Source organism: Aliidongia sp. (assembly GCF_035943795.1).
Classification (GTDB): Bacteria; Pseudomonadota; Alphaproteobacteria; order ATCC43930; family CGMCC-115725; genus Aliidongia.
This window is the reverse complement of the sequence record NZ_DASZBY010000095.1, coordinates 1-22,911: the sequence shown is the minus strand read 5'-3', so window position 1 is coordinate 22,911 and position 22,911 is coordinate 1. Positions and strand designations below refer to the sequence as shown.

General features: G+C 68.1%; 22 protein-coding genes. 10 read left to right on the top strand and 12 right to left on the bottom strand.

The window, feature by feature from the left end:
• Positions 1–18: 18 nt before the first annotated feature.
• Genes VGV37_RS17960 through VGV37_RS17935 form a run of 6 tightly spaced genes read left to right on the top strand, consistent with a single transcriptional unit; the run spans position 19 to position 5,115 of the window.
• Positions 19–1,014, top strand: a complete 996-nt coding sequence (locus tag VGV37_RS17960) for an ABC transporter substrate-binding protein (protein WP_326881109.1) — start codon at positions 19–21, stop codon at positions 1,012–1,014.
• A complete protein-coding gene (locus tag VGV37_RS17955; protein WP_326881107.1) occupies positions 1,011–1,802 on the top strand; it encodes an ABC transporter ATP-binding protein in 792 nt (263 codons plus the stop codon). Before VGV37_RS17960 ends, VGV37_RS17955 begins: the two co-directional genes overlap by 4 nt.
• Positions 1,799–2,560: an ABC transporter permease gene (locus tag VGV37_RS17950; protein ID WP_326881105.1), complete on the top strand. Its 762-nt coding sequence runs from the start codon at positions 1,799–1,801 to the stop codon at positions 2,558–2,560. The genes VGV37_RS17955 and VGV37_RS17950 overlap by 4 nt, the downstream gene beginning before the upstream one ends.
• 5 nt (positions 2,561–2,565) lie before the next feature.
• Positions 2,566–3,342, top strand: a complete 777-nt coding sequence (locus VGV37_RS17945; RefSeq protein ID WP_326881104.1) for an ABC transporter permease — start codon at positions 2,566–2,568, stop codon at positions 3,340–3,342.
• Between the two features lie 13 nt (positions 3,343–3,355).
• A complete protein-coding gene (locus VGV37_RS17940; protein WP_326881103.1) occupies positions 3,356–4,234 on the top strand; it encodes an isocitrate lyase/PEP mutase family protein in 879 nt (292 codons plus the stop codon).
• 17 nt (positions 4,235–4,251) lie between these two features.
• Positions 4,252–5,115 carry an oxaloacetate decarboxylase gene (locus tag VGV37_RS17935; RefSeq protein WP_326881101.1) on the top strand — a complete coding sequence of 288 codons (864 nt, stop codon included), beginning with the start codon at positions 4,252–4,254 and terminating at the stop codon, positions 5,113–5,115.
• Between the two features lie 33 nt (positions 5,116–5,148).
• Here the strand turns inward: VGV37_RS17935 and VGV37_RS17930 are convergent, their stop codons facing one another.
• Entirely contained in the window at positions 5,149–6,225 is a 1,077-nt protein-coding gene (locus VGV37_RS17930) for a hypothetical protein (RefSeq protein WP_326881099.1), read from the bottom strand.
• A 124-nt stretch (positions 6,226–6,349) separates the two neighbouring features.
• Entirely contained in the window at positions 6,350–7,342 is a 993-nt protein-coding gene (ftrA, locus tag VGV37_RS17925; RefSeq protein ID WP_326881097.1) for a transcriptional regulator FtrA, read from the bottom strand.
• A 91-nt stretch (positions 7,343–7,433) separates the two neighbouring features.
• Here ftrA and VGV37_RS17920 point away from each other — a divergent pair, with 91 nt between their 5' ends.
• Both VGV37_RS17920 and VGV37_RS17915 read left to right on the top strand, forming a co-directional pair.
• A complete protein-coding gene (locus VGV37_RS17920) occupies positions 7,434–7,838 on the top strand; it encodes a rhodanese-like domain-containing protein (RefSeq protein ID WP_326881096.1) in 405 nt (134 codons plus the stop codon).
• Entirely contained in the window at positions 7,825–8,298 is a 474-nt protein-coding gene (locus VGV37_RS17915; protein ID WP_326881094.1) for a GNAT family N-acetyltransferase, read from the top strand. Before VGV37_RS17920 ends, VGV37_RS17915 begins: the two co-directional genes overlap by 14 nt.
• A 10-nt stretch (positions 8,299–8,308) precedes the next feature.
• On the opposite strand, the gene VGV37_RS17910 is transcribed toward VGV37_RS17915, so the two are convergent.
• A complete protein-coding gene (locus VGV37_RS17910; RefSeq protein WP_326881092.1) occupies positions 8,309–9,241 on the bottom strand; it encodes a cyclase family protein in 933 nt (310 codons plus the stop codon).
• Between the two features lie 557 nt (positions 9,242–9,798).
• On the opposite strand from VGV37_RS17910, the gene VGV37_RS17905 reads away from it, so the two are divergent.
• Entirely contained in the window at positions 9,799–12,042 is a 2,244-nt protein-coding gene (locus VGV37_RS17905) for a response regulator (protein ID WP_326881090.1), read from the top strand.
• Positions 12,039–12,683 carry an OmpW/AlkL family protein gene (locus VGV37_RS17900; protein WP_326881089.1) on the top strand — a complete coding sequence of 215 codons (645 nt, stop codon included), beginning with the start codon at positions 12,039–12,041 and terminating at the stop codon, positions 12,681–12,683. Before VGV37_RS17905 ends, VGV37_RS17900 begins: the two co-directional genes overlap by 4 nt.
• A gap of 16 nt (positions 12,684–12,699) precedes the next feature.
• On the opposite strand, the gene VGV37_RS17895 is transcribed toward VGV37_RS17900, so the two are convergent.
• From VGV37_RS17895 to VGV37_RS17855, 9 genes are all read right to left on the bottom strand, one after another.
• The gene (locus VGV37_RS17895; RefSeq protein WP_326881088.1) at positions 12,700–14,526 is read right to left on the bottom strand and encodes a TRAP transporter large permease subunit; all 1,827 of its coding nucleotides are present in this window, start codon (positions 14,524–14,526) and stop codon (positions 12,700–12,702) included.
• A 15-nt stretch (positions 14,527–14,541) separates the two neighbouring features.
• Positions 14,542–15,558, bottom strand: a complete 1,017-nt coding sequence (locus tag VGV37_RS17890) for a TRAP transporter substrate-binding protein (RefSeq protein ID WP_326881086.1) — start codon at positions 15,556–15,558, stop codon at positions 14,542–14,544.
• 52 nt (positions 15,559–15,610) lie between these two features.
• Positions 15,611–16,795 carry a CoA transferase gene (locus VGV37_RS17885; RefSeq protein WP_326881084.1) on the bottom strand — a complete coding sequence of 395 codons (1,185 nt, stop codon included), beginning with the start codon at positions 16,793–16,795 and terminating at the stop codon, positions 15,611–15,613.
• A gap of 1 nt (position 16,796) precedes the next feature.
• Positions 16,797–17,663: a CoA ester lyase gene (locus VGV37_RS17880; RefSeq protein ID WP_326881083.1), complete on the bottom strand. Its 867-nt coding sequence runs from the start codon at positions 17,661–17,663 to the stop codon at positions 16,797–16,799.
• A gap of 1 nt (position 17,664) precedes the next feature.
• Positions 17,665–18,528: a CoA ester lyase gene (locus VGV37_RS17875; RefSeq protein ID WP_326881082.1), complete on the bottom strand. Its 864-nt coding sequence runs from the start codon at positions 18,526–18,528 to the stop codon at positions 17,665–17,667.
• Positions 18,525–19,730: a CoA transferase gene (locus VGV37_RS17870; protein ID WP_326881081.1), complete on the bottom strand. Its 1,206-nt coding sequence runs from the start codon at positions 19,728–19,730 to the stop codon at positions 18,525–18,527. Before VGV37_RS17870 ends, VGV37_RS17875 begins: the two co-directional genes overlap by 4 nt.
• A complete protein-coding gene (locus VGV37_RS17865; protein ID WP_326881080.1) occupies positions 19,727–20,509 on the bottom strand; it encodes an IclR family transcriptional regulator in 783 nt (260 codons plus the stop codon). The genes VGV37_RS17870 and VGV37_RS17865 overlap by 4 nt, the downstream gene beginning before the upstream one ends.
• A 133-nt stretch (positions 20,510–20,642) precedes the next feature.
• Positions 20,643–21,233, bottom strand: coding sequence for an aminodeoxychorismate/anthranilate synthase component II (locus tag VGV37_RS17860; RefSeq protein ID WP_326881079.1), 591 nt, complete (start codon positions 21,231–21,233; stop codon positions 20,643–20,645).
• Positions 21,230–22,708: an anthranilate synthase component I family protein gene (locus VGV37_RS17855; RefSeq protein WP_326881078.1), complete on the bottom strand. Its 1,479-nt coding sequence runs from the start codon at positions 22,706–22,708 to the stop codon at positions 21,230–21,232. The genes VGV37_RS17860 and VGV37_RS17855 overlap by 4 nt, the downstream gene beginning before the upstream one ends.
• Positions 22,709–22,911 lie beyond the last annotated feature (203 nt).

Sequence of the window (22,911 nt, the reverse complement as noted above, 5' to 3'; positions counted from 1 at the left end):
ACGAAGGGGAGGAACAGGATGTTCAAGGGAACGATGGTAACGCGGTTCGGCCTCGCCCTGGGGCTGGCCGCCAGTCTGATCACGGCGCATGTGCCAATGGCCCAGGCCGAAACCATCACCGTGACTCACTGGGGCGGCCAGTTCTACGGCGTGCCCTACGCGGTCGCCATGGACAAGGGCTTCTTCAAGGAAAGGGGCATCGACGTCACCGGCATCCTGACCGCCGCCGGCGGCGGCACGGCGATCCGCAACACGCTTGCCGGCGACATTCCGTTCGGCGAAGTCTCGCTCGCGGCCGCGGTGCAGGCGGTCAATGCCGGGCAGCCGCTGGTCATCGTCGGCGCCGGCACCCAGAGCGTCGCTGATCAGGTGTGGCTGGTAAAGAAGGATTCGCCGCTGAAGAGCATCAAGGACCTGGTCGGCAAGCAGATCGCCTATACCTCGCCGGCCTCGGTCAGCAACATGATCATCCTGATGGCCTTGAAGGCCAACGGCATGACCCAGAGCCAGGTGAAACTGGTGCCGGCCGGCGACCTGGGTGCCAACCTTTCGGCCGTGACCAGCGGCGCCGTCGATGCCGGCTTTTCCGACGAGCTGATCTACGCGCAAAACAAGGAAATCTCCCGCCCGCTGTTCTACGTCCGGGACGTCATGTCGCCCAAGATGATGCAGACGGTGCTGGTAACGACCACCGAGTATGCCAAGGCCCATCCCGATGCCATCAAGGCGCTGATTGCGGGCCGCAGGGCCGGTCTCGTCTATACCCGCGAGCATCCGGACGAGGCGGCCGACATCACCGCCAAGGCCTACAACAATCCGAACAAGGACCTGTTCCGCACTCATATGAAGGAACTGGTCAAGGAGAACTACTGGAGCGACGGCGGCCTCGACTACGAGGCGATGGACCATATGGTCGAGGGGCTGCAGATCACCGGGCAGCTGAAGGACAAGGTCGACTGGCCGAAATACGTGGATACGGCGTTCCTGCCGACGGACCTGCGGGCGTCCAAATGAGCGACACGCCGCATGTCGTGATGCGGGGGGTGGTGCGGCGCTATGAAGGGCCGCCCCCGGTCCATGCGCTGGGTCCGATCGACCTGGACCTGGCGCGCGGCGAATTCTTCTCGGTGGTGGGTCCCTCCGGTTGCGGCAAGTCGACCCTGCTCGACGTGCTGTGCGGCCTCGCCAGCCCGACCAGCGGCACGGTCAGCTTCGAAGGCAAGGAACTGCACGGCGAGGTGCCCGACGGCATCGGCGTGGTGTTCCAGGAGGATGCCAGCCTGGCTTGGCTCACCGTGCGCCAGAACATCGCGTTCGGCCTGCGCATGTCGATCCTGCCGCAACGGGAGATCGACGAGCGGGTCGACCATGCCATCGCCTTCATGGGCCTGGCGCAATTCGCCGATCACTACCCGGCGCAGCTGTCGGGCGGCATGCGCCAGCGCGTCTGCATCGCCCGCACACTGGTGCTGCGGCCGCGCCTGATCCTGCTGGACGAGCCGTTCGGGGCGCTCGACCAGCAGACCCGGCTGCTGATGGGCGACGAGCTGCTGCGCCTATGGCGCGAAACGGGCGCCACCGTGCTGCTGATCACCCACGCGCTCGACGAGGCGGCGGTGCTGTCCGACCGGGTCGGCGTGATCAGCGCCAGGCCCGGGCGCTTCATCGACCTGGTCGAAACCGGCTGGCCGCGCGAACGCGACAGCCGCATCGTGTCCGACCCGAATTTCGGCGCGCTGACCTCGCGGCTGTGGCTGTCGCTGCGTGAGGAATCGATGAAGACCTTAGGACGGGTGGCGTGACCCGGGGGCGCGCCGTCCTCGCCGTGCGGGTTGCCGTGCTGGCCGGCTGCGTCCTCCTGCTCGAAATCCTGTGCCGCATCGGCGTCATCAACCCGCTGACGGTCATTCCGCCCAGCGACATGGTCGCCTCGATGATCGAGCATGTCGGCTCCGGCGACCTCGACGACAACATGATCCAGACCTTTTCGACCATCGCGACCGCCTTCGTGCTGGCGGTGGCCTTGGGCACGGCCAGCGGCGCGCTGCTCCATCGCTCCTCGCGCCTGCGCGACGTGGTGGATCCGCTGCTGGCTTCCTACTATTCCGTGCCGACCTTCATCTTCTATCCGCTGCTGGTGGCGCTGTTCGCGCTCGGCAAGACGCCGCTGGTCGTGCTGGGCGTACTGTCGGCGACGCCGGCCGTGATGATGAGCACGCTCGCCGGCCTGGACGGGGTGCCGCGCGTGCTCTTGAAGCTGGCGCGTGCCCAGCGGCTGGGGCCCGGACGCACTTTCTGCTGGATCGTGCTGCCGGCGGCGCTGCCGCGCCTGTTCACCGGCTTCAAGCTGGCGCTCAGCTACGCGCTGATCGGCGTCATCGCCGGCGAGTTCCTGCTGTCGGCCACCGGCCTCGGCTATGCCATCTCCTTCGCCTACCAGAGCTTCGACAATCGCGCCATGTACGGGCTGATGCTGTTCGTGCTGCTGGTCGCCGTCGTCGCCAACGGCTGCCTGTACAGCTGGGAGGGCCGGCTGGCGCGCCGTCGGGCCGGCCGATGAGCGACATGGCGCTGGAAAGCCCCCCGCCGCAGCGCGCGCGTCGCGGCACCAAAGCATTGGATTCCCTGATATTGCTGCTGCTGATGCTGGGCCTGTGGCAGGCGGTCGGCAGCTGGACCCAGGGCGTCGCGGTCTCGCCGCCGCTGCAGACGTTCCTCTACCTGGCCGACCTCATGACACAGTCGGGCTTTTGGGGCCATGTGGCGGCGACCATGGCGGCGTTCCTGATGGCCTTCGCGATTTCGGCAGTCCTGGGACTTGGGCTGGGCCTGGTGTTCGGCCTGCGCCGCTTCGCCGGCGACGTGGCCGAGCCGGTGCTGGCCGGCTTCTACACCATTCCCAAGGTGACGCTCTATCCGGTCGTCCTGCTGATCTTCGGTCTCGGCACCTCGGCCAAGGTCGCGTTCGGCGTCATGCACGGGCTGGTGCCGATCACGCTCCTGACCCTGGGCGCCGTGCGCAACCTGCCGGCGACCTTGCTGCGGACGGCACGGGTGCTGCGGCTGCCGCCCGGCAAGACCATGGCCTGGATCCTGGTGCCGGCCTGCCTGCCCGACATCATCAGCGGCCTGCGGCTCAGCTTTTCCCTGAGCCTGCTGGGCGTGCTGATCGGCGAGATGTTTTCCTCCCAGCGCGGCCTGGGCTTTCTGCTGGTCAGCGGCATGGCCCAGCACAACATCCCGCTGTCGACCGCGGTCGTCCTGCTGATCGTCATCATCGCCATCGGGGCGAACATGGCGATGCTGCGGCTCAGCCGCCGGTTCACCCATCGCAAGGCCTGAAGGAGAAGTCCTCATGAGAACGACGACACGCCTGCGGCAGCTTCTCGCCGGCCCGGACATGCTGATCGCCCCCGGCGCCTATGACGGCATCACCGCGCGCCTGATCGAGCAGGCCGGCTATTCGGCCGCCTACATGACCGGCGCCGGCACGGCCGCGTCGTTCGGGCTGCCGGACTATGGGTTGCTGACCATGACCGAGATGGTCGGCAATGCGGCGCGGATGACGGCGGCCATGAAGCTGCCGCTGATCGCCGACGGTGACACCGGCTACGGCAACGAGCTGAACGTCGTGCGCACCGTGCAGGAGCATGAGCGCGCCGGCACCGCCGGCATCCATATCGAGGACCAGGTCTCGCCGAAACGCTGCGGCCACCTCGAAGGCAAGGAGTTGATCTCGATCGAAGATTACGTGGCGAAGATCCGCGCCGCCGTCGCGACGCGCCGCGATCCGGACTTCGTCATCATCGCCCGCTCGGACGCGCGCTCGGTCGCCGGCTTCGACGAGGCGGTCAAGCGCGTCAACGCCGCCCTCGAAGCCGGCGCCGACATCGGCTTCGTCGAAAGCCCGCAGTCGATCGAGGAAGTGCGCCTCGTGCCGCAGCAGGTGAAGGGGCCGTGCCTGCTGAACGCGGTCTGGCGCGGCAAGACCCCGCAAGTCGACATGCGCGACGCACAGGCGATGGGCTATCGCCTGACGATCCTGCCGGGCATGTTGCTGAAGACGGTCTATGGCGCCTGCGATGCCGCCCTCGCCTCATTGAAGGAACATCACCGCCATCCGACCCCACTGTTCGACAGTGACGTGAAGGACGGCTTCCGGCGGTTCGGCGCGGATGATTGGGACGCGCTGCGCACGCGCTTCCGCGATCCGGCCGCCGAGGCCGCGGAATAGCTAGCGAGAGAACGATCATGACCAAGCCGACGACAGCGCTCAAATCCATCCTCGCCAAACGCCAGGCGACCATCCTGGCCGGGGCGGCGAACGGCCTGTTCGCCCGCGTCATCGAGGATCTGGGCTACGAGGCGGTGTATGTCACCGGTGCCGGCGTCGCCAACATGTACCTGGGCGCGCCGGACATCGGCCTGACCACCTTGACGGAGATCGCCAATCATGTGGCGGCAATCGCCGATGCCGTGGCGCTGCCGCTGCTGGTCGATGCGGACACCGGCTTCGGCAACGCGGTCAACATGGTGCGCACGGTCAAGGTGCTGGAGCGCGCCGGTGCTGCCGGGCTGCAGATCGAGGACCAGGTGTTTCCGAAGAAATGCGGCCATTTCGCCGGCAAGGAAGTCGTGCCGCTGGAGGAGATGGTCGCCAAGGTCAAGGCGGCCGTCGACACGCGGCGCGACGGCGACCTGCAGATCGTCGCCCGCACCGACGCGCGCGCGATCCTGGGCCTGCAGGCCGCGATCGACCGGGCCGGCGCCATGATCGAGGCCGGGGCCGACGTGACCTTCGTCGAGGCGCCAACCTCGGCCGACGAGTTGGCCCAGATCGCCAGGGCCCTGCCCGTCCCGCAGGTCGCCAACATCGTGTTCGGCGGCCTGACCCCGGAGCTGGGCCAGGCGCAATTCGCCGAACTGGGCTTCGGCTGCGTGCTCTATGCCAACGCGTCGCTGCAAGCGGCGCTGAAAGCCTCGCACGACGTGCTCGATGCGCTGAAGCGCGAGGGCTCGCTGGCCTCGGTCGCCGATCGGTTGGCCGGGTTCGACGTGCGGCAGCGTGCGGTCGACAAGCCGAAATACGACGAGCTGGAACGCCGCTACCGTTGAGGATGCCGCTACGCCGATCGCTGCCGACAGGTCCTACTTGGCGGGCTTTCCCGGGTTGAGCCGTTTCAGCCTCTGGCTTGCGAAAGTACCGGCCTCGTAACGGTCGGACGGTGCCCGTGCCAGGACTTGCCGATACGCTTGCGACGCCTCGGCGGTCTTGCCTTGCCGCTCGAGAATATAGGCCTTGATCACGTCCGCATTGGGACGGCGGTCGGCATCGAGGCGCCCGCCCAGTATCCAGTCGAGCAGGGCCGGATGCTCGTCCAACGGGATGGTTGCCACCACCTGGTCCAGAAAATCCATGTCGGTCAGGCCCATTTCATAGATCTTCAGGATATCGGCCCGCCCCCAGTGCCCGGTGACGTCGCGTCCGGCCTTGCGGATACGGTTCGCATAGTCGACCGGCGCAGTCCTGTTGCCGTCGTCTGCCGACGTGAACAGGCCGGCAATGATGACCCGGTCGGAATAAGCCGGATCGACGCCGCTGGCAAAGGCGGCATCCAGATCGCCGCGCGCCTCGGCCAGCGGACGGTGCTGCCACACCGTCCAGTAGCCCCGGTACAGGTGGCCGTACATGTTCTGCGGATCGGCGCGCAGCGCATGATCGTATTCCTGGTCGATGTCGACGGGGGCGCTGCCGTCACGGCTGCGCAGGAAGTGCGCCCAGCCGATGTGCGCCTGCAGATCGGCCAAGGCGGCACCCTGGGCACCGGTCTCGTTCCAGACCAGAACCTGTTCCAACGGATCGACGGCCTCGGCGAACGACTGATGGTTGGCGATGGGATCTGGTTGCAGGTCTTCGAGCCAGCGCAAGGCGATGGCGACCTGCTGACGCTTGGCCGCCTTGTTCGACGGGTCGATCTTGAGCGCTGCGGCATTGGCCTGCCAGGCTTGGTGGTATTCGCCAGCGGACAATTGGCGATCCGCCGCCGCGACGGCGGCTCGTGCCTCGCTCCGGTGCCCGAAATAGTTGTCGATCGCGTTGTAGCCGGTGATGCTCGCCGTCGCGAAGCCGATGATCGCACTGAGGGAACCGACCAGCTTCGCCACGTTGGTCAGATCGGCCCACCGGCGAAGGGCCAGACGAAGCAGACGGCGGACTATGAGCATTGAACGATCACCCTCGGGTTGGCTCGACGATCCCGCACCCGATCATGCGCAGCGTGGTTACGACGGGAAAGAGGAAATAATCGCCGCCGCCCGGTTCGACGGGTAGGGGAATAGACCGGGCACGTCAACCCGGCGAGCCGGGCCGTCCGAACGAAGCGCGGTAATCGGTCGGGCTGATGTTCAATCGGCGCCGGAAATGATGGCGCAAGGTCGCGGCGCTGCCGAACCCGCTCAATTCGGCCAGCTCGTCGATCGGAATGTCCCGGGATTCGAGTAGTTCGCGCGCGCGATCGACCCGGGCGGCGGCCAGCCATGCCGCCGGCGTCTCGCCCGTCGTCTCGAGGAAGCGCCGGTTGAATGTTCGCTCGCTCATCGCCGCCAATCCGGCCAACTCGCCGACCGTGAACGGATGGTCGAGCCGGGCGCGCATGTCGGCGATCAGGTCCGACAGCCGCGCCCCCTCGCGCGCCGGCACTGGGCGCTCGACATATTGCCGCTGGCCGCCGTTGCGATGGGCCGGCAGCACCAGCCGCCGCGCGACCTTGTTCGCCGCTTCCGGACCGAAGTCGCGCCGCACCACGTAGAGCGCCAGATCCAGGCCCGCCGCACTGCCGGCCGAGGTCAGCACGTCGCCCTCGTCGACATAGAGCACGTCGGCATCGAATTCGATCTGCGGCCAGCGCTGGCGGATCACGTCGGCATAGCGCCAATGGCTGGTCGCCCGCCGCCCGTCGAGCAGGCCGGTCGCTGCCAGCACGAACACGCCGGAACACATCGACATCAGCCGCGCCCCGCGGGCATGGGCCTGGCGCAACGCCTCCACTACCGCCGGTGACGGATCCGACCCCGCCCCGCGCCAGCCCGGCACGATAATGAGGTCCGCCGCCAGCAGGCCTTCGAGGCCGATTCCCGCCTGGACCGTCAGCCCGCCTGCCGCCCGCAGGGGTCCCGGCTCGGCCGCCACGGTCATGAACCGGTACCAGTCCGACCCCATCTCGGGGCGCGGCAGGCCGAACACCTCGACCGCGATGCCATATTCGAACGCGCAGAGCCCGTCATAGGCGAGTGCGGCGACGAGGGGACCAGTGGGTGCCGGTGGCGGATTTTCGTTTGGCATGATGTTGACGATGATAGGCAGTTACGCCACTCGCGGCAATCGTGAACCATCGGCATCTTCCGGTGCATTCAAACGCCCTGGAGATTTCCCCATGTCCAACGTCACCGCCGTTCCCGCCGCCCCTTCCGCCGAAGCCCTGAAGCATTTCGAGGATGAATTCGCGTTCGAGACCGACTGCTCGGACGTCCATGCCGCGCTGAAGGGCGGCGCGCCGGATTTCGTCCTGCTCGACGTGCGCAGCCACGCGCTGTTCGACCAGGGGCACGTGCCGGGCGCCATCAGCCTGCCCCACGGCAAGATCATCGCCAGCAAGATGGAGTCCTATCCCGACGACACGCTGTTCGTCGTCTATTGTGCCGGAACCCATTGCAACGGTGCTGCGCGCGGCGCGATCCGCCTGGCGCGCCTGGGCCGGCCGGTCAAGCTGATGGTCGGCGGCATCACCGGCTGGCTGGACGAAGGCTTCGAGCTGGCCCGCAGCCTTGAGACCGTCTGAGCCGAAGCCGGGCATCCGGCGGGCGGCGCCGCCGGACTTGGCGGCGCTGGTCCGCCTCTGCGCCGCGCATGCCGGTTTCGAGCGGGCCGGCCACGATCCGGCCGGGCACGGCGAGCGTCTGGAGGTGGCGTTGTTCTCAGCCGAACCCCGGGCACTCGCCTGGGTGGCGGAAGTCGGCGATGAAATCATCGGCTTCGCCGCCGGCGCCGTGGAATTCTCGACCTGGTCGGCCCGGCAGTTCCTGCATCTGGACTGCCTCTACATCGAGGATTCCCATCGCGGCGCCGGGATCGGTGCCGCGCTGTTGGATGCCGTCTGTGGAGAAGCCCGCGCGCGGCAGCTCGAGACGGTGCAATGGTGGACGCCGGCCTGGAACGAGCAGGCGATCGCGTTCTATCGGCGGCACGGCGCCCGCGCGTCGGAAAGGACGAGGTTCGAACTCGCCCTCTCCGAGCGCTGAAGCCCGGAACTCAGACTCGATCTTTCGCCAGGCGCGCCCAGGCCCGCACCGGGAACGCACCCATGCCGACGGCACGCATCGGCACGGCGGAGAAATGGAAACCCCGGGTCGGCAAGTCGCCGAGGTTGGTCAGGTTCTCCACGATCGGTATCCCGGCCGCGAGCAGGATACTGTGCGCGGGCCGGTCCGGGTCGCCGGTGTCGTCGATATTGAGGCTGTCGATGCCGACCAGCGCCACCTGCCGATCGCGCAGCAGCTCGACCGCGTCCTGCGTCAGGAACGGATGATCGACGAAATAGCCGGGCGTCTCCCAGCGCCGCGACCAGCCGGTCTCGATCAGCACCGCCGAACCAGCGACGTCGCCGAGCGCGGGCAGCAGCGCCTGACGCGTCACCGCCCGGCCCGTCATGCCGCCCAGGCGGACGACGAGGCCGGCCAGGTCGGCGATGTGGGACAACGGCAGCTCCGCCACGTCGGCCATGCCCGGAAACCGATGATAGGGCGCATCGATCGCAGTGCCCGAGTTGGCGACCATGTCGATCCGGCCGATCTGGAACGAGACGCCGTCGGCGTACCGGCCGTGCGAGCCCAAATGGCTGAGATGGTCGGTGATCGCCAGCGCGGGCAGGCCCGGATAGGTCGTCTGCCCATCTCGGACGGCGTGGGACAGGTCGACCAGCGTTGCACCGCCCTCGCCCTCGCCGCTTGGCGAGTGCCCGGCCGCCCGCTTGTGCCGCTCCTGGAAGATCCGCTTGTTCAGGATCTTGACCGATCCGACCATGAGCAGCCGCAGGTCCTGCACGATATAGTCGGCCAGCGCCGTATCGGAAATGTCCGTCCCGTCGATGTCGAGGCGGAAATCCCAGCCCTTGATGCCGCCGCCGTTCGAGAACGCGATCTCGAAATCGAAGGCCACGCGATGATCGTCGATGCTCCGGCCCATCGTTCCGCTCCTGCCGTGAAGCCGCTGGGCGCGATACTAGCCAGACGGATAAAATCCGAAAAACCAATTTCGATGGTCCCAGTCATCGGGAAAATGGATTGCCAGGGCGCGAACCGGGTCTGCCGAACGCGTTGATCGCGGCGGCCGGGCACGGGGCTTCGCCGCGGCCTGGGTGGCCCTGGCGCAGCTAGGGGCCTGCCGTCGATCGAGGTCGCCGCCCATGTCGCGGAAACGGCGCCCGATGCGTCGACCCGACTATGCGAATTGCTGTCCGAGGCTTCGTAACGTCTCACTTTAAGGAAAGTCTTCATGGCCGCCGCGGTACGGTGGTGCAGATCCACTGAACCGGTCCGCTGATTGCTCGAGGCGACTTGTAGCGCTCCCGATCTCTGCAGTGGGGGGACCGGGGATTTCGCTCTCTCGAGTCCGCGGAGATTTTCCTGTGCCGAAGCGAAGGCGCCGCCATAGCGATGAGCTCGAAAGGGGGCGTTGCCGAACGTCGAACGAGCGTCGTGGCCCCTAGCATGCCCGCTCGCCCCATTCTCGAGCCTGTTCCGATGGAGGCGCCCGGCGGGCCGGCCCTCGCCCGGGTCGCCAAGTTCCTCGATCGCGTCTCTCCGCGCCAGGCGACGATTCTACTCGTCGCCGCGACCACCCTCTGCTCCGAACTTCTATGCGGACTGATCTGGTCCGTCATCGACGTCCCGACATTCGGTTCGTTCATGGCGACGGCTGGGATCATTTCGTTTCTCGTCGCGACGCCGACGATCGCCTTCGGGCTGGACCTCATCCGCTACGTGAGTTCCGCGAGCCTGGCCCTGAAGGCGGCTGCCGGGCAACTGGCCCTGGCGCTCGAGCGCGCCGAACAGGCGAATGCGGCAAAATCCGAATTCCTGGCCAACATGAGCCACGAGATCCGGACCCCCATGAACGGCATTCTGGGCATGAACGGCCTGCTGCTGGGCACACCGCTGGTTCCCGAGCAGCGCAGGTTCGCCGAGGCCGTGCGCCTGTCCGCGGATTCCCTATTGGCGATCATCAACGACATTCTCGACATCTCGAAGCTGGAAGCCGGCAAGTGCGAGCTGGAGGATATCGAGTTCAGCCTCGAAGCGGTGATCGAGGACGCGGCCGAGCTCATGGGTCCGAAGGCCCGGGAAAAGCAACTCGAACTCGCGGTATGGCTCGACGACGCCATGCGGCACCGGCTGCGGGGAGATCCGACGCGCCTGCGCCAGATCATCCTCAATCTCATGTCCAACGCCGTCAAATTCACCGAGCGGGGCCTGGTCGCCATCGAGACGCGCGCGACGCCCGACGGTCCTGGCCGGACCAGGGTGCGCGTAGAGATCCACGACACCGGGATCGGCATGGACGACGCCACCAAGGCGAAGCTGTTCCGGAAGTTCCAGCAGGCCGACGGCTCGATCGCGCGGCGCTTTGGGGGAACCGGCCTCGGTCTCGCGATCTGCAAGCAGCTGACCGAGCTGATGGGTGGCCGGATCGGCGTCGATGCCCGATTGGGTGGCGGCAGCACGTTCTGGCTGGAACTGTCGCTGCCCGTGGCGGACGAGCCATCGGCGCCGATATCGGTCGCATCGAAGCCGCTCGCCGGTTTGCGAGTGCTGATCGTCGACGACGTGACGATGAACCGGACCATCTTCGGCCGGCAGCTGGGCGCCGAAGGCATGATCGTCGAGGAGGCGTCGGGCGGCGTTGCGGCACTGGCGGCCTTGCAGGCCGGCCCGCCGTTCGACGTCGTGCTGACCGACCAGATGATGCCGGGCCTTTCCGGCGAGGATCTGGCCGAAATGATCCGTTCAGGCACGCAATGGCGGCAACCGGTGCTGGTCCTCGCCTCCTCGGCCGGCAAGCCGTCGTCCGGCGACAAGGCGGCCACCGTGGGGTTCGATGCCATTCTGACCAAGCCGATCCGCCAGACGGACCTGGTCGATTGTCTGCGGCGCGCGGTCGCCGGTGGCTCCGAGGGAGCGTCCATCGCCGAGGTTTCCGTCGGCGCCATCGTACCGGGCCGTAGCGGTAGCCGAATTCTCGTGGTCGATGACAATTCGATCAATCAGGAGATCGCGCTTTCGCTCCTGTCCCGGGCGGGCCACGCGGTAGAGCTGGCGTCGGACGGCAGACAGGCAATCGAGGCATGGCGTCTTCGCTTGCATGACGCGATCCTGATGGACGTGCAGATGCCGGTCGTCGACGGCCTCCAGGCCACGCGCGAGATCCGCGCGCTCGAAGCACCGGGGCGGCATACGCCCATCATCGCCATGACGGCCAATGCGATGCGCGGCGACCGGGAGGCCTGCCTCGCCGCGGGCATGGACGACTATGTCTCGAAGCCTTTCGAGATGGTGGCGTTTCTCGGCACCGTCGCGCGCTGGCTCGCCGTCGACGGCGTCGGTGCGGAACAGGGGCCGGCGCCGTCAGGAATGCCGCCCGTGCTGGATGCCGACCATCTCGACATGCTGGGAAATCTGATGCCGGCGACCGACATTGCAGCGATCCTCCGCACCTGCATTGATGGCGACGACGACCGCCTGCGCCGGGTCGACGCCTTCGGCCGCGCAGCGGATCTGGGCCGGCTCGGGCAGGAAGCGCATGGCCTCGTCAGCCTCTTCGGCAATCTCGGCGCCCGACGCCTTCAACATCTCGCCGGCGAACTGGAGCAAGCCTGCATGGCCGGCGATCTGCCGCAGGCCCGGGCGATTGTCCGACAGCTTCCGGCCGTCGCGCAGGAAACGCGCGTGGCGATGCAGGCGCGGCTGGCGGCGCTCGAAAGATCATGAAGCTCCTTTGGGCCGCTTTTGCGATCGCCGCACTTCTGATGCCGGCCCGGCCCGCCCTGGCCGAGGAGCCGGATGAGGGCAAGTCGGCAGACAGCCTGCTGGTGCGCGTCCGCGGCCTCGGCATCATGCCGGATACCTCGAGTTCCATCTCGGCCATCCATGGTCAGGTCCATGTCTCCGACACGGTCGCCCCGGAGGTGGATGCCAGCTATTTTCTGACGGACGGCTTCGCGATCGAGACGATCGTGACCACGACCCGCCATCGGGTCGTGGCGCGCGGCACCGTGCTGGGCGACGTGGATGCGGGCACGGTACGGTTGCTGGCCCCGACCGTGATCGCCCAGTGGCACTTCATGCCGCACGCGGCCTTCAGCCCCTATGTCGGCGCCGGAGCGACCTATTCATGGTTCTTCGATCCGGCGGCACCCGGCGGCCTGGTCAACAAGATCGCCTATTCGCGGGCATTGGGCGGCGCGATCGAGGCAGGCGCCGACTACAATGTCACCGGCCGCTGGTTCCTGAATTTCGACGTGAAGCGGCTGTTCTTCCAGACGACGGTGAAAATCGACGGCGGCGCCATCCGCGCCGAAACCAATGTGCGGCCCACCATCGTCGGCGCCGGGATCGGCTACCGGTTCTGATCTCCACGGCTGACGATCACGACAGGAATCCCAGCGAAATCCACGGAACGGCGGCGACGAGCATGAGCACGGCCACCAGGGTCGCCATGAATGGCCAGATCCGGCCGAACGCCTCGTCGCTCGGCACCTTGCCGATCAGGCAGGTCTGGTAGAATCCCACGCCGAACGGCGGGGAGAACAGCCCGATGCCCATCGCCAGGATGGCGACGATGCCATATTGCACCAGGTTGATGCCCAGCTGCTGGGCGGCCGGGAACAGCAGCGGCCCGAACAGCACCATGGCCGGCAGACCTTCGAGCACGCTGCCCAGCACGATGAACAGCACGATCGAGACCGCCAGGAAGCCGCCCTTGCCGCCCGGCAGGCCGGTCATCATGGCGGCCAGGGTCTGGGCGAAGCCGGCCTGGGTCAGCGACCAGGCCATGGCGCTGGCCGTGCCGATGATCAGCAGGATGGCGCCGGACAGCGCCGCCGTCTCGACCAGGATCGGCCCCAGCCGGCGCCAGTCGAAACAGCGATAGACCAGGATGCCGGCCAGGATCGCATAGACCACGCCGACCGTCGCGACCTCCGTCGCCGTCGTGACGCCGGCCAGCACGGCATAGCGGATGACGAACGGCAGGATCAGCGCCGGCAGTGCGACCGCGAACAGCCGCCCGATTTCGCGCGCGCTCGCCTGCGCGCCCTGTGGCCGGTCGCGCCGGGTGCGGAAGAACACGAGCAGTGCCAAGCCGGCCGCCGCGATGCCCGCCGGCAGCAGGCCACCGGTGAAGAGGGCGGCGATCGAGACGCCGGTCACGGCGCCGACGATGATCAGCACCAGGCTGGGCGGGATGGTTTCCGACATGGCGGCGGATGCGGCGAGCAGGGCCGCCAGCTCGCCCGGTGGCACGCCGCGGCGCCGCATCTCGGGCAGCAGCACTGGCGCCACCGCCGCCTGGTCGGCCGCCTTGGAGCCGGAAATACCGGAGATCAGGTACATCGCCGCGATCAGCACATAGGATAGGCCGCCGCGCCGATGGCCGACCAAGGCCGCCAGGAAGTTCACCATGGCGCGCGCGATGCCGGTCATCTCGAGCAGCAGGCCCAGCACCACGAACATCGGCACGGCCAACAGTTCGATCGACGACATGCCCTGGTCCATCTGGCTGATGATCACGGACAGGGGAATGCTGGTGGTGAAGTGCATGTAGCCGAACGTGGCGATGGCGAAGCTGAAGGCGATCGGCACGCCGGCAAAGATGCAGAAGCCGGTGATGCCGACGAAGAAGATCACCAAGTCGGCGTTGCCGAGATCGTCGAACTGCGTCTCCAGGCTGTCGAGACCGAACCAGACAAGCGCGCCGAAGCCGAGCACCAGGGCAAGATCGACCCAGTTCGCCTCGCCCAGCAACTGGCGCAGCGCCACATAGAGCAGCAGCACCAGGGCCGCGAGCTGGCCCAGGATCTCCCACGAGCCCGGCAGTTGCAGCACGGGCGTCAGGATCGCCTGCTGTTGCATCGCGTAGGACCAGCCCGGCACGATCAGGCCCAGTGCCACCACGACGACCAGCAGGGCCGCGAAGCAGGCCGCCAGCCGTCGGGCGCGCGGGCCGGCGCGGCCGACGATGACCGTCATCCTCATATGTTCGCTTCGGCGCAGTGCCACCACCGCGCCGAGGCTGACCAACCACAGGAACAGCGCGCTCGCCACCTCGTCGACCCAGACCAGCGGGTGGTCGAACGCATAGCGTCCGACCACGCCGGAGAACAGGATGACGATTTCGGCGGCGACCAGGAAGCCGGCCACGCCCTGGCTCAGCCAATCGACGGCTTTGTCCAGGCCCCTGAACATGCTGCTCATGATGGCTTGCGTCGCTTAGGCGAGCGGGCCGGTGACGCTTTCCAGCGCCGACCAGAGCGGGGCGCCGAACTTGTCCTTCCAGGTCTTGTAGAAGCCCGACTTGGTCAGCACCGCCTGGAACGCCGCCGTATCCGGCTTGGCGAACTGCATGCCCTGGCCCTTCAGGATCTCTTCCAGCGAGGCATCCAGCTTCTGGTTGGCCACGCGCTGTTCCAGCGCCTGGGCATCGAACGTGTCCTCGATGACCTTGCGATGCTCCTCCGGCAGGGCGGTCCAGAACGGGCCGTTCACCAGCAGCCAGTATCCCACCCACATGTGGTTGGTGAGCGAGCAGAACTTCTGCACCTGGTCCAGCTTCATGGTCTGGATGTTGCCGAGCGGGTTTTCCTGGCCGTCGACCACCTTGGTCTGCAGCGAGGTATAGAGCTCGGCCGCGTTGATCGTGACCGGCGAGGCGCCCAGCGCCTGGAACAGCGACAGCGAGATCGGGCTGGGCGGGACGCGGATCTTGAAGCCGTGCAGGTCGTCGGGCGTGGCGATCTGCTTGGTGCTGGACGTGACCTCGCGGAACCCCTCGTCCCAGATGCGGTGCATGGCATGCAGGCCGGTCTTCTCGATATCGGCCCGGACCGCGTCGCCGACACCGCCGTCGAGCGCCTTCCATGCCATCTCGGGCGTCTTGAAGGCGAAACCGATGTTGTCGATGGCCGCGGTCGGAACCAGCGAGGACAGGATATTGTCGCCGATCGCCATCATCTGCATGGCGCCGGAGCGCAGGTTGGCCAGCATGTGCGTGTCGTCGCCGAGTTGGCTGCTGGGGAACACTTGGACGTCGACCTCGCCGTTGGTCGCGTCCCTGATTTTCTTCGCGGCGGCCGTGACGTTGACCGTGGTCGGATGGTCAGCGGTCAGGTCCAGGCCGAAATGGATCACCGACTTGCGGGCCGCGAAGGCGGGCCGGCGGAGCGCGATCGCCCCGGCGGCGGCCGAGGCGCCGATCAGGAACTGTTTGCGCGTCATCGAGAATGTCATGGCGTTTCCTCCGTTTCTTTTATGGGCAGGATGGGACGGTGCAGGCAGGCCGTCAGCCGGCGCGCAGCGGTCCCAGAATTTCCGTCTCGTCGGCACCGAGGTCGGGCGCCGGCCGGCGCAACGCGCCCGGCGTGCCCGACAGGCGCGGCACCACGGCATGCATCGGCACGCTGCCGAGTTCCGCGTCCTCCATCTCCACCAGCACGCCGCGACCGCGCACATGCGGGTCGGTCTCGAAGCCGGACGCGTCATAGACCGGCCCGACCGTGACCTCGGCCGCGCCGAAGAACCCCAGGTTTTCCGCCAGGGTCTTGGCACCGATGAAGGCGCCGACCACCGCGTCGACCTCGTCGACATGGGCGAGGCGATCGGAATTGGTGCGAAAGCGCGGGTCGTCGAGCATGTCGGCCCGGCCGATGGCGCGGAACAGCCGCTCGGTCATCGCCTGGGTCGAGGCGGACAGTGCCACCCAGCCGCCGTCGGCCGTCGCGTAGATGTTGCGCGGCGCGGTGATCGAGGCACGGTTGCCGGAGCGCGGCGGAATGCTGCCGGTGATCCGCCAGGCGGCCGCCTCCGGACCCAGGGTCGAATGCAGCGGTTCGAGCAGCGACAGGTCGACGACCTGACCCTTGCCCTCCGGTCGTTCCGCCGCGCGCACCGCTACCATGACGGCGAAGGCGCCCTGGATGCCGGCGACCATGTCGGCCAGTGCGAAATTGGGCAGGGCCGGCGGCTTGTCGGCAAAGCCGTTCTTGGAGGCGAAGCCGCTCATCGCCTCGACCAGGCTGCCGAAGCCCGGCCGCTGGGCATAGGGACCGGTCTGGCCGAAACCGGAGATGCGCACGAACACGAGCTTGGGATTGAGCCCCGCCACCGCATCCGGACCGAAACCGGCCGCCTCCATGCTGCCGGGCCGGAAGCTCTCGACCAGCACATGGGCGGTCGGGATCAGCCGGGCGAGCAGCGCCTTGCCCTCGTCGGAACGCAGGTCGAGGCGCACGCTCTTCTTGTTGCGGCCATAGACCTTCCAATAGGCCGATACGCCGTTCTCGCGCCAATGGCGCAGCGGATCACCCATGTCGGGCTCAAGCTTGATAACCTCCGCCCCGAAATCGGCCAGTTGCAGGGTCAGCATGTTGCCGGCGACGAGGCGGGAGAAATCGAGGACCCGCAACCCGTCGAGCGGGCAGCTCTGGGCCGGGCGGAACGGCTCAGCCTTGGGTGTCTCCGTCGCCATGTCAGCGCGCCTGCGCCTTGGCCAGCACGCGCCGGGCCTTCTCGACCACCGGATAATCGACCATGACGCCGCCGACCGACACGGCGGCGGCACCCGCGGCCTCGGCCTGTTCGAAGGCGGCGACGATCTCGCGCGCCCGGGCCAGCTCGGCATCGCTGGGCGTGAACACGCCATTGACCGTTTCCAACTGTGCCGGATGGATGCAGGCCTTGCCGCTGAAGCCCATCGCCCGGGCATGGCCGGCCGAGGCCCGCAAGCCGTCCAGATCGCGGATATCGACGAACACGGTGTCCATCGGACCCTGCAGGCCCGCCTGTCGCGATGCCAGCGCCAGCGCGAAGCGCGCATGGGCCATCGGCCCGCTGTCGCCGGTGATGTCGATATCCATGTCGAGCGCCAGGTCGACGGCGCCGAACGCCAGCCGGCGAACGCGCTTCGAGGCACCGGCGATCTCCGCCGCCGCCGCCAGCCCCCGCGCGGTCTCGACGATCGGCATGATCTCGATGCTGCCAGCAACCTTGCCGGCCTTCGCCTCGAACTGTGCCAGGACCCAATCGACCATCGCCAGTTCGGCCGCGGACTCGGCCTTGGGCAGTACGATGCCGTCGAGTTCGGCCGCAGCGGCGACCTGGAGGTCGTCGAAGCAATTGGGCGACGTGATGGCGTTCACCCTGAGGAAGACCAGGGTCGGCCGGCGCGTCTTCAGCAAATCGGCCGCGATCAGCCGGGCCTGCGCCTTCTCCGCCAGCGCCACCGCGTCCTCGAGATCGACGATGACGCCGTCGGCTTGGCTGGCGAAGGCCTTTTCCGCCTTGTGCGGGCTGGTCGCCGGGACGAACAGCAAGGAGCGCGGTGCGGTCGTTACCATCTCAAATACCTTCTCCAGGACGGGACGCGGCCCGGGCGATCAGCCGGCGTGCCCGGTCGACGATCGGCAGATCGACCATCTGGCCGTCGAACACGAAGGCGCCCCGGCCCTCGGTGGCGGCCGCATCGAACGCCACCACCATGCGGCGTGCCTTGTCGAGCGCCGCCGGCGACGGCGAAAAAGCCTCGTTCAGGATCGGCACGACGGCCGGATGGATGCAGGAGGCGCCATCGAAACCCAACGCCCGCGCCTCGCGCGCACTGGCCGCGATCGCGTCGGCATCACCATAATCGGCGATCGAGCGTAGCAGGCCGAACGACAGGATGCCGGCCGCCTTCGCCGCCAGATGCACCAGCAGCTTGGGCAGCCGCAGCATCTCCGCGCTCGGCTCCGCATCCATCGCGGTCGCCAGATCCTCGCCGCCGGTCGCGATCGCGAGCACGCGCGGGCTGGCTGCGGCGATGGCCCGCGCGTCCAGGATCGCGCCCGGATCCTCGACCAGCGGCACGAACCGCAGGGCCGAGCGGCCCAGTTCTCGCTCCAGCGGGGCCAGGCGGTCGGCCAGCCGCAGCAGCGTGTCCGGCGATCGAACCTTCGGCACGAACAAGCCGGCGGCGCCGGCGCGGCAGGCGGCCTCGGCATCGAGGTCGAGCCGTTCCGGTTCGCTGTTGACCCGGACGAACACGGCGGCGCCGGTCCGGCCGACCGCCGGCACGGCCGCGGCGAGGACTGCCCGCGCGGCATCCTTGCCATGGGCGGGGATGGCATCTTCGAGGTCGAGGATGATCGCGTCCGCGCCGCGTTCGTGCGCCTTGGCGACGAAGCGGTCTGCGCTGGCCGGCACGTACAGCAGCGATCGGATCATGCGCAGGCTCCCTCATCCCGAAGCCTGGCGATGGTCGCCGCATCCATGCCGAGGGCCGACAGGATCTCGTCGGTATGCTGGCCCAGGGTCGGCGCCGAGCGCCGCCAGACGCCCGGCGTGCCGGACAGGCGCGGCACGATGTTATGGACCGGCAGCGGCCCGAGCTCGGCATCCTCGATGTCGACCACGACCTGCCGTTCCTGGAAATGCGGGTCCGCGACCGCGTCGCCGATGTTGTAGACCGGACCGGCGGTGACGCCGGCGTCACGCATCAGGGCCAGCGCCTCGTCGCGCGGCCGGGCCGCGAACCAGCCGCCGACCATCTCGTCGACCAGCGCACGGTGGCGCACCCGATCGGTGTTGGTGCGGAAACGCGGATCCTCGATCAGCGCGCCCCGGCCGATGACCTCGAACACCCGTTTCGCCATCGCCTGGGTCGAGCCCGACAAGGCGACGTAGCCGCCGTCGGCACAGCGATAGATGTTGCGCGGCGCCGACGTGTTGGAGCCGTTGCCGACCCGCTGCTTCATCTTGCCGGTCCGCCGATAGATGGCGGCTTCGGGCCCAAGGGTCGAGAAGATCGGCTCCAGCAGCGACAGGTCGATCACCTGGCCGCCGGCGCCGCGTTCGCGGGCCAGGAGCGCCGTCACGGTCGCCATGGCCCCGGACAGGCCGGCGATCATGTCGGCCAAAGCCAGCGGCGGCAGCACCGGCTCGCGGTCGGGAAAGCCGGTCCGGTCGGCAAAGCCACTCATGGCCTCGACCAGGGTGCCGAACCCCGGCTGCTGCGCGTAGGGGCCGGTCTGCCCGAAACCGGAAATGCGGACCACGACCAGGCGCGGATTGCGCGCCAGCAGCAGGTCGGGCGCCAGGCCCATCGCTTCGAGTGTTCCTGGCCGGTAGTTCTCGATGAACACGTCGGCGGTCTCGACCAGGCGCAGCAAGGCCTCGCGCGCCGCCTCGTGCCGCAGGTTCATCACGACCGACATCTTGTTGCGGCTGTAGGTCTTCCAGAACAGCTGTTCGCCGCCATCGCGCCACGCGCGCAGCGGATCGCCCTCCGGCGGCTCGATCTTGATCACGTCGGCGCCGAAATCGCCCAGTTGCAGCGACAGCATGTTGCCGGCGACCAGCCGCGACAGGTCCAGCACGCGCATGCCGTCGAGCGGCCCCTTGGCCTGGATGTCGAAACCGATGGTCATCCGACCGCCGCCAGGACCCGGCCGCTGACCGGCGTGCGACGGGCCAGCGCCTCGCCGATCCGGGCCGCGGCGGTCTGCGCCGCCCGCTTGATCGCCGGCAGCTCCGCCTTGATGCGCTCGACCGGGCCGGCCAGGTTGACCGCCGCGACCGGGTGGCCGGCAGGTCCGCGTACCGCGACGGCAACGCCGGCCGCGCCCTCGACCCTTCCCGCCAGGTTGACCGCGATGCCGCTCGCCCGCACCGCCTGGATCGCCGCACGTATCGCCTCCGGTCGATCGGGGCCGGCCGGCGATTGCGGCGGCAGCGCAGTCAGATACGCCTCGATCCGATCATCGGACTGCGCCGCCAGCAGGGCCACGCCGCTGGCGACCTGATGGGCGATGCGATCGACCGAGATGTTGCGGTCGTATCTCAGCTCGCGCGCGTCCGGCAGGATCTTGTTGAGATACCGCACATGATCGTCGTGGGTCAGCACGGCGATGAACCCGCTCTCGCCGACCGCGGCCACCGCTTCGGTCAGCCAGGGTGTCGCCAGGCGCACCAGCGTGCCCCAGGCCGGCGCATCGGCGGAGCCTTCGCCGGGCAAGCGGACCAGACGATAGTTGCCAGCATCGTCGCGCGCCAGGTAGCCGCGCTGCTGCAAGGTCCGGATCAGCATGAGGGTGCTGCTCTTCGGCAGGTCCACCATGCGGTGGATCTCCGCCAGCGAGACCGCCTGGCTCTGTTGCGCCATGAGTTCAAGCAACTCCAGCACGCGCTGTGCGCTACGGACAGTCATCGCTGTTCATCATTCTGAACGCACACGGAATTTGGAACGCCAACCATCATTCCTTGCCGTTGCAAGCAGTTCGTCAATCGCTAAACCGTGCTGCACCGCGCCAATTCGGCACCGCATCGCGGCGAGGGATCGGCTACCAGGTCGCGCCTTGGCCGGCCGTCCGGGCAACGAAATTGCCGAACAGCCGCGCCCCGGCCTCGGTGCGGATGCTTTCCGGATGGAACTGCACGGACTCGATCGGCAGGAAGCGATGGCGCAGTCCCATGATGTGGCCGTCCTCCGCGCACCGCGCCGAGACGGTGAGGCAGTCCGGCAGGCTGTCCTCGCCCACGACCAGGGAATGGTAGCGGGTCGCTTGGAACGGATGGGCCTGGCCGTCGAAGCAACCCCTGCCGTCGTGAGCGATCGGGCTGGTCTTGCCGTGCATCAGCCGGCGCGCGCGTTCGACCGTGCCGCCGAACGCCAGGCCGATCGCCTGATGGCCGAGGCAGACGCCCAGGATCGGCGTACGGCCGGCGAAGCGATCGAGGATGCCGACATAGCCCGAGTCCGCGGGATGGCCTGGCCCCGGGCCCAGCACGATCAAGTCGGGCGCCATCGCGTCGATCGCGTCGCCGGTGATGCGGTCGTTGCGCACGACCGGCACCTCCAGCCCCGCCTCCAGCAGGTATTGGCGGATGATATAGACGAAACTGTCATAGGCATCGATCAACAGCGCCTTCATGGCACGAGCTCCTCTCCAGTGATGGCCCAATAGCTGGCGCCCAGCTTGGCGAGCGTCTCGCGCCATTCGGCCGGGGGGGCGCTGTCAGCGACGATTCCGGCCGACGCGCGGATGGTGAAGCCGGAGCCGTCGTGCAGCGCCGAGCGGATGGCGAGGCCGGTATCGACGTAGCCGGAGAAATCCACGAGGCCGAACGCGCCGGCATAGAGCCCGCGCCGGCTGGTCTCGATCGCTTCGATGATCTCCATCGCCCGCACCTTGGGCGCCCCGCTCATGGTGCCGGCCGGAAAGCCGGCGGCAATCGCGTCATACTCGTCGGTGCCGGGCGCCAGGTCCGCCGTCACGGTCGAGACCAGGTGGAAGACGTGGCTGTAGCCCTCGGTCGCGAGCAGCTGCGTGACCGCGAGGCTCGACGGCAGGGCGACCCGGCCCAGGTCGTTGCGGCACAGGTCGACCAGCATGACGTGCTCGGCAATCTCCTTGGGATCGGTCCGGAGTTTCTCGGCCGCCGCCGCGTCCGCTTCCGGCGTGGCGCCGCGCCGGATCGTTCCGGCGAGCGGCCGCATGGTGGCGTGGCGCCGCTCGATCCGCAGGAACACTTCCGGGCTGGCGCCGACCAGCTCGGTGCCACCGAGCCGGGCCAGTACCATGTAGGGCGCCGGATTGCGCTGCCGCAGCCGGCGATAGACCGCGAGCGGCGTCGCCTCGGTCCGGATGGTCAGCGCATGACCCAGCTGGACCTGGTAGATGTCGCCTCGGCCGATATGGTCGAGCGCCAAGGTGACGCCGGCCTCGTAGCGCGCCTGGTCGATCGAGTCCGTGACCGACAGCGGCGCCGGAACCTCGGGGATCGAAAGAGTGTCGCCCTCGGCCCGTGCGCCGTTCAGGCGTTCGAGGAGCCGGTCGAGATCAATCGAGTCCCACAGCGGACCGCGCGCCGTGATCAGCTCGGCCGTCTGCCCGACCAGGTCGATGCTCAACGCGCCGCGGCAAATCGCCAGCGCAATGTCCGGCGTGTCGCCCTCGCGCGGGATGAGGGTCGGCAGTTCCTCGACGAAACGCACCGTGTCGTAGCCCAGATACCCGAAGAAGCCGAAGCCGTAGGCCGCCCCCGGGTCCGGGTGTCCGCGCACCGCGAACCCGTCGCGGATCGCCCGCAGCAGCGCCCACAACCCACCCGCCGCATCGAGCTTGCCCGCCGGATCGAGCAGGCCCGCCACCCGCACTTCGACCGCGGCCACCAGATCCGGCGCGCCGCCGAAGCGAACCAAGCGGTCGCGGACCTCGAGCGTCAGCACCGGGCCGAACCCGACGAGCGCGCGCCGCACCGCCGGATCGGGTCCGGCGAGCGCTTCCATCAGGAACACGCCGTCGGCACCGTGGAGCCGCCGCAAGGCCAAGGTGGCCGCGAGCGGCTGGAGGAACGGGATGGGAGTGCGATCGAGCTGGACCGGGATTTGAGGCTGGAGGGTCATGGCATCTTCCGGATTCTGGACAAAGAAAAAGCCCACCAAGGAGAACCTTGGTGGGCTTCAATCACACGCGACGCGAACGAGAAGAGAGTCGTCAGCAGCCGTCAGGATCGCCCACAGCCGAACGCCACCACCAGGTCGAAGCCTGGGCGGTCACGAGAGTCGGGTGGGCGAAGGAATGGATCATTGCGCGGCAATGCTGCGTC

Bases quoted from the DNA above. Each gene is read 5' to 3' on its own strand.
- VGV37_RS17960 (WP_326881109.1), top strand. From the start codon at position 19: ATGTTCAAGGGAACGATGGTAACGCGGTTCGGCCTCGCCCTGGGGCTG.
- VGV37_RS17955 (WP_326881107.1), top strand. From the start codon at position 1,011: ATGAGCGACACGCCGCATGTCGTGATGCGGGGGGTGGTGCGGCGCTAT.
- VGV37_RS17945 (WP_326881104.1), top strand. From the start codon at position 2,566: ATGGCGCTGGAAAGCCCCCCGCCGCAGCGCGCGCGTCGCGGCACCAAA.
- VGV37_RS17940 (WP_326881103.1), top strand. From the start codon at position 3,356: ATGAGAACGACGACACGCCTGCGGCAGCTTCTCGCCGGCCCGGACATG.
- VGV37_RS17935 (WP_326881101.1), top strand. From the start codon at position 4,252: ATGACCAAGCCGACGACAGCGCTCAAATCCATCCTCGCCAAACGCCAG.
- VGV37_RS17930 (WP_326881099.1), bottom strand. From the start codon at position 6,225: ATGCTCATAGTCCGCCGTCTGCTTCGTCTGGCCCTTCGCCGGTGGGCC.
- ftrA (WP_326881097.1), bottom strand. From the start codon at position 7,342: ATGCCAAACGAAAATCCGCCACCGGCACCCACTGGTCCCCTCGTCGCC.
- VGV37_RS17920 (WP_326881096.1), top strand. From the start codon at position 7,434: ATGTCCAACGTCACCGCCGTTCCCGCCGCCCCTTCCGCCGAAGCCCTG.
- VGV37_RS17910 (WP_326881092.1), bottom strand. From the start codon at position 9,241: ATGGGCCGGAGCATCGACGATCATCGCGTGGCCTTCGATTTCGAGATC.
- VGV37_RS17905 (WP_326881090.1), top strand. From the start codon at position 9,799: ATGGAGGCGCCCGGCGGGCCGGCCCTCGCCCGGGTCGCCAAGTTCCTC.
- VGV37_RS17900 (WP_326881089.1), top strand. From the start codon at position 12,039: ATGAAGCTCCTTTGGGCCGCTTTTGCGATCGCCGCACTTCTGATGCCG.
- VGV37_RS17895 (WP_326881088.1), bottom strand. From the start codon at position 14,526: ATGAGCAGCATGTTCAGGGGCCTGGACAAAGCCGTCGATTGGCTGAGC.
- VGV37_RS17890 (WP_326881086.1), bottom strand. From the start codon at position 15,558: ATGACATTCTCGATGACGCGCAAACAGTTCCTGATCGGCGCCTCGGCC.
- VGV37_RS17885 (WP_326881084.1), bottom strand. From the start codon at position 16,795: ATGGCGACGGAGACACCCAAGGCTGAGCCGTTCCGCCCGGCCCAGAGC.
- VGV37_RS17880 (WP_326881083.1), bottom strand. From the start codon at position 17,663: ATGGTAACGACCGCACCGCGCTCCTTGCTGTTCGTCCCGGCGACCAGC.
- VGV37_RS17875 (WP_326881082.1), bottom strand. From the start codon at position 18,528: ATGATCCGATCGCTGCTGTACGTGCCGGCCAGCGCAGACCGCTTCGTC.
- VGV37_RS17870 (WP_326881081.1), bottom strand. From the start codon at position 19,730: ATGACCATCGGTTTCGACATCCAGGCCAAGGGGCCGCTCGACGGCATG.
- VGV37_RS17865 (WP_326881080.1), bottom strand. From the start codon at position 20,509: ATGACTGTCCGTAGCGCACAGCGCGTGCTGGAGTTGCTTGAACTCATG.
- VGV37_RS17860 (WP_326881079.1), bottom strand. From the start codon at position 21,233: ATGAAGGCGCTGTTGATCGATGCCTATGACAGTTTCGTCTATATCATC.
- VGV37_RS17855 (WP_326881078.1), bottom strand. From the start codon at position 22,708: ATGACCCTCCAGCCTCAAATCCCGGTCCAGCTCGATCGCACTCCCATC.